The organism is Microbacterium yannicii PS01, assembly GCF_000304335.1.
Lineage (GTDB): Bacteria > Actinomycetota > Actinomycetes > Actinomycetales > Microbacteriaceae > Microbacterium > Microbacterium yannicii_A.
In genome coordinates, this window is record NZ_CAJF01000042.1 from 16173 (window position 1) to 30136 (window position 13964).

Consider the following 13964-nt stretch of genomic DNA (forward strand, 5'->3'; position numbering starts at 1 on the left):
GCCAGCGCCCGGTCGCCTCGCGCGGCCGGGCGCTGCGGCGTTCACGGCAGCTCGAGTCAGCGCGGCGACGCCGTGGACTTACGGATGACCAGGTGCGTCGCCAGCGGAGTGTCCTCGGTGACGCCGTCGGGCTCCTCGAGGGCGACCAGCACCTTCTGCATGATCAGCTCGCCGAGTCCGGCGAACTCCTGACGCACCGTGGTCAGGGGTGGATAGAGGTAGCCCGCCTCGGGCACGTCGTCGAAACCCACGACGCTGATGTCGTCCGGCACGACGAATCCCCGCTCCCGGAGCGCCGACAGCAGTCCGATGGCCATCGCGTCATTGGCCGCGAAGACGGCCGAGCCCGCCGTGACGTCGAGCGTGAGCCCCTGCTGGTAGCCGCTCGCCGCCGACCAGTCGCCCGCGACGGGGGGAGGGACCTCGAGCCGCTGGGCGATGAGCTCGTCGCGCCAGCCCCGCGTGCGCTCGAGCGCGTCCGGAGCTCGGGACGGCCCGGCGAGGTGATGGATGCGGGTGTGGCCGAGCTCGGCGAGGTGACGCACGGCGGCACGGGCACCCCGATACTGATCGATCGACACGATGAGAGGGCTCCGGCGGGCCGTGGCGGCGACGGCGACGAGCGGCACCCCGAGGTCCAGCGCCTGCACCGCCTCGAGCACCTCGACGTCGACCACGATGAGGACGATCGCGTCCACGCGCTGGCGAAGCAGTCCCTCCACGGCGTCGCGCACATGGCCGGGGTCGGAGTCGAGCGCCGTGACGGTCTCGACGTTGTAGCGCTCGCCGCGGGCGGCGAGCGTGAAGTGCATCGCGATGGAGGTGGGTCCGTAGTCTGCCACTCCGGGCGAGACCAGCCCGATGGTCCGGGTGCGGCGCGTGACGAGTGCGCGGGCGGCGGGGGAGGGACTGTAGCGCAGCTGTGCGATCGCCTGCTCGACCCGCGCCCGCGTCGCCGGCCTGACATTGGGCAGGTCGTTGAGCACTCGTGAGACGGTCTGGTGCGAGACGCCTGCGAGGCGGGCGACATCGAAGATGTTCGCCGTGCGTGCCGGCTTGTCGTCGGTCACGCGCGTTCCTCCGTGCCGGTCTCGTCCGCCTGGGCGACCAGCGCCAGCAGGGAGTCCACGGTCAGACTCTCCGATGGCACAGTATCGACCACGCGACCCGACCGCAGGATCGCCACGCGTGAGGCGACTCGGAGCACCTCCTCCAGTTCGGCGGAGATGAAGACGACCGACAGGCCGTTGTCGGCCAGTTCGCCGACGAGGTTCTGAATCTCGACCTTCGCACCGACGTCGATCCCACGGGTGGGCTCATCGAGCACCAGCACCCGGGGCGACAGCGCGAGCAGGCGTGCCAGCAGCACTTTCTGCTGGTTGCCGCCGGAGAGGGTTCCGGCCGGGCGGTCGGGATCGGCCGGGCGGATGTCGAGCGCCTCGATCCAGCTGCGGGCGAGTTCGCGCCGGCGCTGAGCCCGCATGCGACGAAGGACCCCGCGCTCGGCCTGGAGCGCCAGCGTGATGTTGTCCTGCACGCTGAGGTCGCCGATGATGCCTTCGGTGCGCCTGTTCTCCGAGGAGTACACGACTCCGAGTCGAATGGCGCGACGCGCGGTGCCGAGTTCGGTCGCCTGGCCGCCGATGCGGATGATGCCGGCGTCGAGCCGGTCCACGCCGGTGAGGGCGCGCGCGAGCTCGGACCTTCCCGATCCCAGCAAGCCGGCGAATCCCACCACGTCGCCCTCACGCAGATCGAGATCGGCGTCGGAGATGCCGGGAGCGGAGGTGACGCCGCGGGCCTCGAGGAGCGCGCCGGACTCCTCCTCCGCGCCATCGGTCGGCTGCCGCACGCCCAGCTCGGCCACCCGGCGCCCGAGCATCTTCTCGACGAGTTCGATGCGCAGCAGCTCGCCCGGGAGGTACTCCCCGATGCGACGGCCGTTGCGCAGCACCGTGATCCGGTCGGCGATCTCGTACACCTGGTCGAGGAAGTGCGAGATGAACACGATGGCCACTCCGCGCTCCTTGAGCTCGCGGATGACGCGGAACAGCTCGGCCACCTCGTCGACGTCGAGGCTGGAAGTCGGCTCGTCGAGCACGAGCACCTTCGCCTCGACCGAGATCGCGCGAGCGATGGCGACGAGCTGCTGGATCGCAAGGGAGTGACCGCGGAGCTGCGAGGCGGGATCGATCGACACGCCCAGGCCGTCGAGCACCTCGGATGCGCGCCTTCGCATGGCGCCGCCGTCGATGAGCCCGAACCTGCGCGGCTCGCGGCCGAGGCAGATGTTCTCGGCGACCGACAAATTCGGCAGCAGATCGATCTCTTGATAGACCGCACTGATCCCCGCAGCCAGCGCGTCGGCGGTGCCGGCGAAGCGCACGGGGCGGCCGGCCACGAAGATCGTCCCCTCGTCGGGATGCAGTGCCCCGGTGAGAGCCTTGATGAGGGTCGACTTGCCGGCGCCGTTCTCGCCCATCAGCGAATGGACCTCGCCCGGATAGACCCGGAAGTCGACGGCGTCGAGCGCCGTCTCAGCGCCGTACCGCACTGTCGCCCCGGTGATCTCCATGAGCGGACGCCGCTCGTCCATCCCGCCATTATGGCGCGATGGACGAGCGGCTCCGCTCACGGGCATGGCGTCATCGGCGTCGTTCGGAGCGCGCGACGATGACCCGCTGGATCACGATGAACACCAGCAGCAGCGCTCCAATGACGATCCGGGTCCACGACGGGTCGGCGCCCTCGAACGCGATGATCGTCTTGATCACGCCGTAGACCAGCACGCCGATGAGCGAGCCGATGACGTATCCGCTGCCGCCCGTGAGGATCGTGCCGCCGATGACCACCGCCGCGATCGCGTCGAGCTCGGTGCCGACGCCGTTGAGCGGGTAGCCGGCGCCCGAGAACGCGGTGAGCACGAGGCCGGCGATGCCGCTGCATGCGCCGCTGATGACGTACACGAGCACTTTCGTCCGCGTCACGGGCAGGCCCATGAGCCGCGCGGACTGCTCGTTGCCGCCGATCGCGTAGACGGTGCGTCCGAAGCGGGTCCACTGCAGCACGAAGGTTGCGACGGCGACCGTGAGAAGGGCGAGGATGCCGGTGGGAGTGAGATACCAGTCGCCGAAGGTGAACCGGGTGCGCTGCAGCCAGAGGACGAGCGGGTCCTCGACCTTGATCGACGACAGGCTCACCACGAATGCCAGACCTCGCGCGAGGAACAGGCCGGCGAGCGAGGCGATGAACGGCTGCACGCCGAAGTACTGGACGAGGACGCCGATCAGCAGTCCGATCGCCGCGCCTCCGGCGATCATGACGGGGATCGCGACGGCCGCGGGCAGTCCCTCCGACAGCAGCTTCGCGCACAGGATGCCGGTGAAGGCCATCACCGAGCCGACCGACAGGTCGATACCGCCGGTGAGGATCACGAAGGTCATGCCGACAGCGAGCACCACGAGGTACGCGTTGTTCAGCAGCAGCGCCGACAGGTTGCGCGGTGCGATGAAGTTGCCGAACGCGATCTGCGCCCCGATCAGCAGCACCAACAGGATCACCACGGCCGCCAGGGTCGGCATGACGCCGACGTGCCGGCTCATGAAGGTGCGATAGCGCGACGCCAGGCCCTGGGCGGCGCTGGTGCTCTCGTGCAGGATCGTCATCGCGACACCACCTCTGTCTGGATCTGCGACGGCGCCGGGGGAGCGGCATCCGTCCTGTTCGAATCATCGCGTCGCCGCCTCGTCAGCCTGCGCATGAAGCGGTGCAGCTGGGGCGACTGCACCAGCACGACGACGATGACGACGGCGGCGAAGAACACCGGGGCCTGCGCGGACGGCACGCCCAGGAAGAGGATCGTGGACTCGAGGGTCTGGATGGTGAAGACGCCCACGACCGTTCCGGCGATGGTGAACTTGCCGCCCATCAAGGAGGTGCCCCCGAGGACGACGGCCAGGATCGCATACAGCTCGATGTAGAGGCCCGAGGCGTTGGCGTCGGCGGCCATGATGTTGGAGCTGTAGAGGATGCCCGCCAGCCCGGCCAGCACACCGCTGGCGACATAGGCGCCGAAGACGATGCCCTTCGCCCTCACGCCGGCGAGCCGGCTGGCCTCGGGGTTGATCCCGACGGCCTCGGTGAGGACGCCGAGGGCGGTGCGCCGCTCGACGAGAGCGACGACCGCGATGGCCGCGGCCGCGATGAACAGCGCGAACGGCAGGGCCAGCACGTAGCCGGTGGCGATGAACTTGTACGGGGCGCTGGTCACCGTCGTGATGAACCCGTCGGTGATGAGGAGCGCGACGCCGCGCCCGGCGAGCATGAGCACCAGCGTCGCGATGATCGGCTGGATGCCGACGACCGACACGAGCAGGCCGTTCCAGGCGCCGAGCACCAGGGCGACCAGCAGTGCGGTGACCAGGGCGATCGCGACGGTGCCCATGCCGCCGGGGTCGGAGGACGAGTCGATGATCGTCAGCGCCACCGCGCCCGACACCGCCATGATCGCCCCGACCGAGAGGTCTATCCCGCGTGTGGCGATGACGATCGTCATGCCGAGGGCCACCAGCATGAGCGGGGCGCTGTTGCGAAGGATGTCGATGAGCGGCCCGTAGAGCTCACCGTCCCGGATCGTGATCCCGATGAACTGCGGCCGGGCGATCGTGTTCACCACGATCAGCGCGATCAGCGCCGCAATCGGCCAGAACAGCCGATGCCTGACGAGCTTCTTCACGCTGCCCTCCCTTCGCCGTCGTTGGCGATGTTGTCGATGAGTCGGTCGAGGTCGGCCTCGCGGGAGTCCAGTTCGCCGACGCGCCGGCGGTCGCGCATGACGATGACGCGCTGAGCCAATCGAAGCACCTCTTCGAGCTCGGAAGAGATGAAGACGACGGAGAGTCCCTGCGCCGACAGCTCGGCCACCTTGCGCTGGATGTCGGCCTTCGCGCCGACGTCGATGCCGCGCGTCGGCTCGTCGAGGATGATCAGCTCCGGCGCCGTGGCCAGCCATCGTGCCAGCAGGACCTTCTGCTGGTTGCCGCCGGAGAGGTTGCGGATGAGCGCGTGAGGGTCGGCGGGACGGATGCCGAGTGCCGTCATGTACTCGTGCACGACGTCGTCCTGCTCGCTGCGACTCACCTTGCGCAGCCAGCCGCGCTTGGCCTGGATGCCGAGCACGATGTTCTCGGCGACGGTGAGGTCGCCGATGATGCCCTCCGCGCGGCGGTCCTCGGAGGAGAACGCGATGCGCCTGTCGATCGCGTGGCGGGGGGTGGCGATGCGCGCAGCGCGTCCATCGATCTCGATCGTGCCGCTCTCGGTGCGGTCCGCGCCGTAGAGCAGGCGGACGAGCTCGGTCCGCCCCGATCCGAGCAGTCCGGCCAGACCGACGACCTCGCCGGGATAGACGTCGATGTCTGACGGGGCGAGCGCGCCGCGGCGGCCGATCCCTCGCGCCCGGAGGACAGGGATCCCCGATCGGTCGATCTCTCGTTCGGAGGACTCGGAGATCGCCGCCAGGTCGGCGAGCTCTCGACCCAGCATGAGACTGACCAGCCCCTCGCGGGGCAGCTCGGCAGCGAGGTGCTCGCCGACGAGCCGGCCGTTGCGCAGCACCGTGATCCGGTCCGAGATCTCGTACACCTGGTCGAGGAAGTGGCTGACGAACAGGATGGCCACACCGCGATCGCGCAGGCCGCGGACCACGGCGAACAGCTGCTCGACCTCACCCCGGTCGAGGCTCGAGGTCGGCTCGTCGAGCACCAGCACCTTGGCGTCGAGCACCATCGCGCGAGCGATCGCCACGAGCTGCTGGATGGCGAGGGAGTGACTGGCCAGGGCCGATCGGGTGTCGACGTGGAGCCCGAGGCTCGCCAGCTGCTCGGCCGCGCGACGGTGTGCGCCGGCCCAGTCGATGGCTGCGCCGCGTCGCGGCTCGTGTCCGAGCATGACGTTCTCTCCCACGGAGAGGTTCGCGCAGAGGTTGACCTCCTGATAGACCGTCGAGATGCCGGCCTGCTGCGCATCGGCGGCGGCGGTGGTGAAGGTGTGCGGGGCGCCGTCGACCGTGATGGTTCCGGCATCCACCGCGTAGACGCCGGTGAGCGCCTTGATGAGGGTGGACTTGCCCGCTCCGTTCTCGCCCATCAGCGAGTGGACCTCGCCGGGGCGGAGCGTGAAGTCGACATCATCGAGGGCGAGGACTCCGGGGAAGCGGACGGTGATGCCCCGCATCGCGACCACGGGTGGTGGCTCGAGGGCCTGCGCTGAGACGTCGGACATGCGACTGCTTTCGTGTGTCGAGGGTGTGGACTGCACGCGGCGGCCGGCCGGCCGCCGCCTCGGGCGCGTCCGCCGTGATCCGAAAGACCAGGGCGGACGCGCCTTTCGGCTCAGTACGCTCGGGAGTCGATGACCTCGGCTGCCTGCTCCTGGGTGAACGTCTGGTCTTCCACGAAGTGCGTCTTCTCGACATCCTCACCGGCGAGGACGTCCCGCACGAGGCCGGCGGCGAGGTCGCCCAGCAGCGGGTTGCATTCGACGATGTAGTTGATCTTGCCGTCGATGAGCGCCTGCATGCCGTCCTTGACCGCGTCGATCGAGACGATCTGGATGTCTTCACCCGGAACACCGCCGGCGGCCTCGATGGCCTCGATCGCACCGAGCGCCATGTCGTCGTTGTGCGCGTACAGCAGATCGATCCCGTCGACGCCGTACTTCTGGAGGAAGCCCTCCATCACCGTCTTGCCGCCGTCGCGCGTGAAGTCTCCGGTCTGCGAGTCGATCGTCTCGATGCCGGTTCCTTCGGTCGCCTGCGCGAAGCCCTCGGCGCGGTCGTTGGCCGGAGCCGATCCTGTGGTGCCCTCGAGGACGACCATCTTGGTGGGCGTGTCGCCGAACGTCTCGGCTGCCCACTCGCCGGCCATGACGCCCTCCTTGGTGAAGTCCAGTCCGACCCACGCCGCGTAGAGGTCGTCGGACGCGGTGACGGTGCGGTCCTCGAGGATCACCGGGATGCCGGCATCCGACGCCTCCTGCAGCACGTCGTCCCAGCCGTCCTCCACGATCGGGGCGACGACGATCGCCTCGACGCCGCGGCTGATGAAGTCGCGCACCGCGGAGATCTGCGCGGCCGGGTCGTTGTCGGCGGCGTTGAAGATCAGCTCGAACCCCTCGTCCTCACTGAACGCCGCCTTCATCGACTCGGTGTTCGCGCTCCGCCAGCCCGACTCCGAGCCCGTCTGCGCGAACCCGACGGTGATCGTGTCATCGCCGCCGCCGCCGCCGCCCGCTCCGCTGGAGCATGCCGTGGCCGCCAGTGTCATCGCGCCCAGAAGGGCGATGCCTGCGAAAACCTTGCTCTTCATTCCCAAACCTCCTCGTCGGGGTCCGGCATCGATGCCGGCACTCAGTGCAGTGCACCGTCAAGCGGTGTGCTCCGAATGTTAGCCTTCACATTGCGGGTCGCCGCAAGATGTGAGCGATCACATTTAGATAACGAGCGACGCCTCAGGGCCGCATTCGTCAGGAGGTGAGACGGCAACAGAGGCGCCGCGTGAGCGATCACATTGGGCGGAAGCGACCCTGTGACGTCGTCACCGGGTCGGACGCGCCGCCACCGCGTTCGCGACCCCGGCTGCCAGCACGACGCCCGCGGCGATGAGCGGCGCGACGAGCGCGGCGGTCGCGCCGGCGGATTCGGCGACGAGACCGGTGAGAGCGGATGCCGCGGACTGGCCTACCACGACGGCCGAACCGAGCATCGTCATCACCGTCGCTGAGCGCCCGCGAGGGCTGTACGCGGCTGCGAGGCTGTACTGGGTCACGAGCGTCGGGCCGATGCCGACGCCGATGACGAGCAGGCACACGGCCATGGCGCCGACGCTCTCGACGAAGGGGAGGGTCACCGCGCCGGCGACCAGGATCGCGGCGAAGGTCAGCCAGCGCGCCGAGAGCGTGAAGCGGGCGGGGAAGAGCGCGACGCCGAGCGCGAGCGCGGCAGACCCGATGCCCATGGCCCCGTAGATCAGTCCGGCCTGCTCGGGAACGCCGCGTTCGGCCATGAATGCGGTGAGCGATGTGAGCATCGCGCCGAAGAACAGTCCCATGCCGAGGGCGCCGGCTACGGGCGCGAGCACCCGGACCCGGACGAGCTCACGGGCCGGCGCCTGCTCGGCGCGGGCCTGCGCACGCGATGCGGGGCTCGTCGCCGCGGCCGTCGGATGCAGGGCGAACGCCGTGACGAACACGAGCGCGAGCACTGCCGCGCCGATCACGGGGGCCGCCGGGCTCATCGTCGTGGCCAGCAGTCCGACGATCACGGGACCGAACACGAAGACGATCTCGTCGGCAGCGGACTCGTACGCCATCGCTCCGTTGATCGTGGAGGTACGCCGGTCCGCGGGGTAGGCGCGGCCGATCAGCCCGACCAGGCGGCTGCGCGACAGCGGCGCCACCTGGGGCATCGACGCGCCGATGAGGAAGGCGGTCACCAGGAGCGCGGCATCCGCCACGGGAGCGAACGCCAGCCAAGCCATCGCCACCAGCAGCAGGCTGTTGACGGTGCCCGAGATCAGCAGCACGCGCCGTTGCCCGAATCGGTCGGCCGCGGCGCCCAGGAGAGGGCCGATGAGCGCGGTGCCGAGACCGGTCATGGCGCTCGTCACGCCGCCGAGGCCGAGCGAGCCCCGGGCCGAGACGACGAGGGTCAGGATGCCGACCACCATCATCGCGAAGGGCAGACGTGCGACGAGGGCGATCGGGAAGTACGCGAAGCCGGCCTCGCGGATAAGGCTCGGGCGCCGCGTCGCCGGGGGCGCGGTCAGGGTGGTGGTGTGCATCTCTTCGGGCTTTCTGCCGCCGACGGCGGAGTACTCGTGCCGCCTTGTCGCGGCGACGAGCGCTCGGACAGGTAGATGCACATCGAAATGGGCAGCGCCAGTGTAGCGCGGCGGGCTGAGCGGTGCCTGGGCCGTGCACTCGGGTGACTCCGGCGGCCTGAGTGGAGGCTCGACGCGCCGGAGTCTCGCGGTCTCGCCCTCGCGCAGCGCGAAGCGGGTGCTCCGAGCCGTCCGAGGGCGGAGTCTCACGCCGTCGTCGTCATGACCCCGTCCACGCGCCGGGGGATGCCGAGCGGGTTCGCGTCCTGGAGAGCCGCCGGGAGCAGCGCGTCGGGGATGTTCTGATACGAGACAGGCCGCAGAAAGCGGGCCATCGCGGCGGTTCCGACGGAGGTCGTTCCGACCGAGGTGGTCGCCGGGTACGGGCCGCCGTGCTGCTGCGCCCACGTCACCGAGACTCCGGTGGGCCACTGGTTCCACAGCACGCGGCCGGCCTTCGTCGAGAGCAGCGGGATGAGGTCCCGTGCTACGGCGTCGTCCTCGGAGCCCACAACGGTCGCCGTCAGCTGGCCGTCGAGGACCTCCGCGACGGCGAGCAGCTCCGCCTCGTCGTCATAGGTCGCGATGAGGGCGGCGGGCCCGAACATCTCCGATATCAGATTCTCGTGGTCGTCGCGCAGGGCCGCGGCGGTCGTCTTCAGCAGAACGGGCGCAGGGTCACCCTCGGCCGCGGGCGATCCGGCGAGGATCGAGACGTCGTCGTGGGATGCCGTCGCGCCGAGCGCCTCGCGGAAGCCGTCTGCGATGCTGCGATTGAGCAGAGGGGCGGGGGCGGGAAGACGCGCCGCCGCGAGCAGCGACTCCAGACCCGAGTCGGCGGGGATGAGCAGCACTCCGGGCTTCGTGCACAGCTGGCCCGCGCTGCCGGTGACGGACGCGACGAATCCCTGCACGATCTCCTCGCCGCGCGCACCCGCCGCCGAGCGCGTCACGAACGCCGGGTTCACGCTGCCGAGCTCGCCGTAGAACGGAATGGGCTGAGGACGGGCCGCGGCGATGTCGAACAGCGCTCGCCCGCCGGCGATGGAGCCGGTGAAGGACGCCGCCTGGATCGCGGGATCCTTGAGCGCCTGCACGCCGGCGTCGGTGCCGTAGACGGTGTCGAAGAGCCCGTCCGGCGCGTCCGCCGAGGCGAGGGCGTCCTGCACGATCCGGGTGGTCAGCGCCGAGAGCTCGGGGTGACCGTGGTGCGCCTTCACGACGACGGCGTTGCCGGCGGCCAGCGCACTTGCCGTGTCACCGCCGGCGACCGAGAAGGCGAAGGGGAAGTTGCTCGCGGCGAAGACCAGCACCGGCCCGATCGGCTCCAGCTGACGGCGCAGGTCGGGACGAGGGGCGCCCATGGGCCAGCCGGCATCGGCATGGTCGATGCGCGCGTCCAGCCATGTGCCCTCGTCGAGCACCTCGCCGAACAGGCGCAGCTGGAAGCTCGTGCGGAGCAGCTCCCCGCGCAGCCGCCCGTCCGCCAGGTGGGTCTCGCGCTGCGCCTGATCGATCAGCGCGTCGGCGTGCGCGTCGAGCGCGTCCGCGACGGCGGTCAGAGCGCGCACCCGGTCGCCGATCGAGCTCGTCCGCCAGAGGGCGGATGCCGCGGCGGCACGCCGCACGATCGCGGCGGCCTCGTCGGGGGTGGTGGCGGCGATGGTCATCGGTCAGTCCTTTCCGTCGGCGAGAGCTGCGAGATCGGCTACTCGCAGCGGTGTTCCCAGCGGCCGCTTCGCGAGCGGCTCCATGTCGGCGGGCACGGCGGCGCGCCCGGTCTCAGCCGAGACGAGGCATGAGAGCGCGAAGCCGCACACGCGGCCCTGGCAGAGGCCCATCCCCGGCCGCGCGGTGACGCGAACGTCGCGAGCGTCGTCCGCGGCGAGGTCGTGGACGGTGCGGCGCACGGTGTGCGCGTCGACCTCCTCACAGCGACACACCACGGTGTCGTCCGCCAGCCACGACGACCAGTCCGCCGGCACAGGCGAGGCTCGATGCATCCCGACGGCGAAGCGCCGGCCGCGGGCGATCCGCCGGCGCAGCCGGCGGCGGGTACGCGGATCGTCGGCATGACCGGCGTCGACCGCCGCCGTCAGCGCGGCCAGCTCGCCCTCGACGCACGACTGCACCGCACCGCCGATCCCCGTGACCTCGCCGGCGAGGTACACGCCGGGCACCGTCGAGCGCTGGTCGGGGTCCGCGACCGCGATCAGCGAAGAGTCGACGTCGATGCGGGTCTGAGCACCGAGCCCGATCGCCAGTTCGAGCTGCGGCGTGAAGCCCCAGCCCAGCGCGACCAGGTCGGCCTCGATCGTCCGCTCGGTTCCGGCGCGCACGCGCCCGCGCGCGTCCACTCGGGCCACCGCAACGCGGGACACCCGTCCCACGCCCTCCACCCGGGTCACGACCGTGCGGGTGTGCAGCGGAATGCGACTCTTCACGAAGGTCGCCGCGTAACCGGCGCCCTCGAGCAGCTTTCCCGGTTCCTGCACCGCACGCAGCGGGGTGGCCGCCCACCGTGTGAGCGCGTTGGCGTCGCACACGGCGACGACGTCCACGCCGGCCTTCGCCAGGCCGGCGGCGACCGAGAGGAGGAAGGGCCCGGTGCCGGCGACGACCGCCCGTCGGCCCGCGGTCACCTGGTTGGCCTTCAGGAGCGCCTGAACGCCGCCCGCCGCCATCACGCCCGGGATGGTCCAGCCGGGGACGGGCAGCTGCCGGTCGTAGGCGCCGGTCGCGAGCACGATCCGCTCGGCATGGACGGTCCGCTCGGCGGGAGCGACGGCATCCGCTTCGTACGCGGCCGTCGTGCGCAGCAGCAGCGTGTCACCGCGGTCGATCCGCCACACGTGGCGTCCGGACACATGGACCAGATCGCCGCGCTCGACCGCGCGGCGGAGTCGTGCGCGCAGATCGCGATAATGCTTCCAGTGGTGGTGGCCGGTCGATTCCGGATGAGCGTACGACGCCAGATGACGCTCGTCGGGGTGACGCCAGTACTGCCCGCCGGTCTGCGCCGCGCCGTCGACGAGCGCCACGCGCAGACCCCGCTCGGCCGCCGCGACGGCCGCCGACAGGCCCGCCGGACCCGCGCCGACCACGGCCAGATCGAAGACGGATGCCTCAGCCATCGCTCCTCCTGGGCAGCGGAAGCGGTGCGGCGGGGTCGTCGCTCTGAACGATCTGGCCGTCATGCGCAGGTGTTACGCAGGCGCGGCGGGAGCGGAGCCCGTCGACGGTGACGATGCAGTCGTAGCAGACGCCGATGCCGCAGAACAGGCCGCGCGGTTCGCGCGCCCCGCGCGTGGTGCGCCACGACGAGATCCCGGCGCCCGTGAGCGCGGCTCCGACGGTCTGGCCCTCGCGGAACGGCACCGGCCGTCCGTCGAAGGTGAGCTCGCCGGCGCGCACCGGCTCGGGCGCAGTCATGCGGGAACCCTCTCTTCGAAGCGGTGGGGACGGAAGGGCTCCAGGGACAGGTCGGTCTCCTCGCCCCGCAGCGACTGCACGAGAAGTTTCGCGGTGCCCACCGAGAGCCCGATTCCGGCGCCCTCGTGCCCGGCCGCGAGCCAGAGGCCCGGCACCCGCGCATCCTCACCGACGACGGGAAGGTGGTCGGGGCAGTAGGGCCGGAATCCCGAATAGGTGCGCATGATCTGCACGTCTGCCAGCACCGGGAACAGCTCGATCCCGGCGCGAGCGACGCGGCCGACGGCTTCAGATGAGAACGATGGGTCGAACCCGACGCGCTCGCGGCTCGCGCCCATGAGGATCGTTCCGCTGGGCGTTCCTTCGACCACCGACGACACCTGCAGGCCGGCGTCCGAGCTGGCGACGTTCTCGACGTACTCCGCGGAGTACACCTTGTGGTGGACGGTGGCCGGGACCGGCTCCGTGACCAGCACGAACCCGCGGCGGGGGAGCACCGGCACTCTCACGCCGGCGAGAGCGGCGACCTCGCCGCTCCACGGGCCGGCGCAGATGACGACCGCCCCCGCATCGATGCGGCCGGCTGTCGTTTCGACGCCGGTCGCCCGGCCGCGGACGACGTGGATCGCGCCGACCGTCGTGTGGGTGAGAAGGCGGGCGCCGCGCTCGCGCGCCAGGCGCAGCAGGTGGTGCGCGGCGAGCACCGGCTGCACCTGCGCGTCCTCCGGGTAGTACGCGCCTCCGGCCATCGAGGGGTTCAGGTACGGCTCGATCTCGCGCAGTGCCGCCGCGTCGGCGACATCGTCGACGTGGATGCCGAGACCTCGCTGGTGCGTCACGAGGGCGTCGAGCGCGGCCTTGCCGCGGCTGCTCGACGAGACGACGAGCCCGCCCTTGGCCTCGAACTCCCAGTCCGCGGCGTGCTCGGCGAGCTCGCCGCGCCAGAGCGTCTGCGAGTAGAGGGCGAGCTCGAGCTCGGGACCGACCTCCTTGTCGGAGACGAGCAGGTTGCCTTCGCAGCGGCTGGTGGTTCCCGCGGCGATCGATCCGCGCTCCACGACGGTCACGGAGAGGCCGGCCGAGGCAGCGAAGTACGCCACGGCGGCGCCGAGGATCCCGGCGCCGACGATCACGACGTCGGCGCGGTCGTGCACCGTGCTCATACGCGTCCGGGGTCTCCGACAGGGACGGGATCCGCGGGGGCGTCGCCCGACCAATCGGTCAGGACGTGCTCGATGTGCGCATGGACCAGCTCGCGCGCGCGCGTCGCGTCGCGTGCCTCGATGGCGTCCAGCATCTCGTCGTGCTCGCGGGCCGACGCGGCCAGGCGCCCCTGCTCCGACAGTGCGGAGAGCCCGAAGAGCCTCGTCTGCGACCGCAGCGAGGCGACCAGCTCGATCAGCCGCGTGTTGCCGGCGTACTGCAGCAGTGCCAAGTGGAAGTCGCTGTCGGCGCTGAGGTAGCCGATCAGGTCGCCCGATTCGGCGCCCTCCACGATGGCGGCCGCCTGAGCACGCAGCGCGGGGAACGCCTCGGCCGGCACCAACGGCGTGGCGCGCTCGATCGCGGGCGGCTCGAGCATGAGCCGCAGCTCGGTCACCTCGTACAGGTCGCGCTGCGACACCTCGGTGACCTGGAAGCCACGGTTCGGCA

At 70.8% G+C, this 13964-nt stretch carries 12 protein-coding genes; all 12 read right to left on the reverse strand.

Annotated features, from left to right (window positions below; translation table 11 throughout):
• Nucleotides 1-56: 56 nt before the first annotated feature.
• Complete coding sequence (locus WYM_RS17475) at nucleotides 57-1070, reverse strand: LacI family DNA-binding transcriptional regulator (RefSeq protein ID WP_019182139.1); 1014 nt, start codon at nucleotides 1068-1070, stop codon at nucleotides 57-59.
• The gene (locus tag WYM_RS17480; RefSeq protein WP_019182140.1) at nucleotides 1067-2596 is read right to left on the reverse strand and encodes a sugar ABC transporter ATP-binding protein; all 1530 of its coding nucleotides are present in this window, start codon (nucleotides 2594-2596) and stop codon (nucleotides 1067-1069) included. Before WYM_RS17480 ends, WYM_RS17475 begins: the two co-directional genes overlap by 4 nt.
• Nucleotides 2597-2645: 49 nt before the next feature.
• On the reverse strand, nucleotides 2646-3665 hold the full coding sequence (locus WYM_RS17485) for an ABC transporter permease subunit (protein ID WP_019182141.1): 1020 nt from the start codon (nucleotides 3663-3665) through the stop codon (nucleotides 2646-2648).
• Nucleotides 3662-4735 carry an ABC transporter permease gene (locus WYM_RS17490; RefSeq protein WP_019182142.1) on the reverse strand — a complete coding sequence of 358 codons (1074 nt, stop codon included), beginning with the start codon at nucleotides 4733-4735 and terminating at the stop codon, nucleotides 3662-3664. The genes WYM_RS17485 and WYM_RS17490 overlap by 4 nt, the downstream gene beginning before the upstream one ends.
• Complete coding sequence (locus WYM_RS17495; protein WP_019182143.1) at nucleotides 4732-6282, reverse strand: sugar ABC transporter ATP-binding protein; 1551 nt, start codon at nucleotides 6280-6282, stop codon at nucleotides 4732-4734. The genes WYM_RS17490 and WYM_RS17495 overlap by 4 nt, the downstream gene beginning before the upstream one ends.
• Nucleotides 6283-6392: 110 nt before the next feature.
• Nucleotides 6393-7367, reverse strand: coding sequence for an ABC transporter substrate-binding protein (locus WYM_RS17500; RefSeq protein ID WP_019182144.1), 975 nt, complete (start codon nucleotides 7365-7367; stop codon nucleotides 6393-6395).
• Between the two features lie 228 nt (nucleotides 7368-7595).
• A complete protein-coding gene (locus tag WYM_RS17505) occupies nucleotides 7596-8840 on the reverse strand; it encodes an MFS transporter (protein ID WP_019182145.1) in 1245 nt (414 codons plus the stop codon).
• Between the two features lie 245 nt (nucleotides 8841-9085).
• The gene (locus WYM_RS17510; RefSeq protein WP_019182146.1) at nucleotides 9086-10549 is read right to left on the reverse strand and encodes an aldehyde dehydrogenase (NADP(+)); all 1464 of its coding nucleotides are present in this window, start codon (nucleotides 10547-10549) and stop codon (nucleotides 9086-9088) included.
• Nucleotides 10550-10552: 3 nt separating this feature from the next.
• A complete protein-coding gene (locus WYM_RS17515) occupies nucleotides 10553-12013 on the reverse strand; it encodes an NAD(P)/FAD-dependent oxidoreductase (protein ID WP_019182147.1) in 1461 nt (486 codons plus the stop codon).
• Nucleotides 12006-12311, reverse strand: a complete 306-nt coding sequence (locus tag WYM_RS20725; RefSeq protein WP_019182148.1) for a (2Fe-2S)-binding protein — start codon at nucleotides 12309-12311, stop codon at nucleotides 12006-12008. Before WYM_RS20725 ends, WYM_RS17515 begins: the two co-directional genes overlap by 8 nt.
• The gene (locus tag WYM_RS17525) at nucleotides 12308-13474 is read right to left on the reverse strand and encodes an NAD(P)/FAD-dependent oxidoreductase (protein WP_019182149.1); all 1167 of its coding nucleotides are present in this window, start codon (nucleotides 13472-13474) and stop codon (nucleotides 12308-12310) included. The genes WYM_RS20725 and WYM_RS17525 overlap by 4 nt, the downstream gene beginning before the upstream one ends.
• On the reverse strand, nucleotides 13471-13964 hold a 494-nt coding region (locus WYM_RS20730), incomplete at its 5' end, for a GntR family transcriptional regulator (RefSeq protein ID WP_019182150.1). The genes WYM_RS20730 and WYM_RS17525, both read right to left, overlap by 4 nt.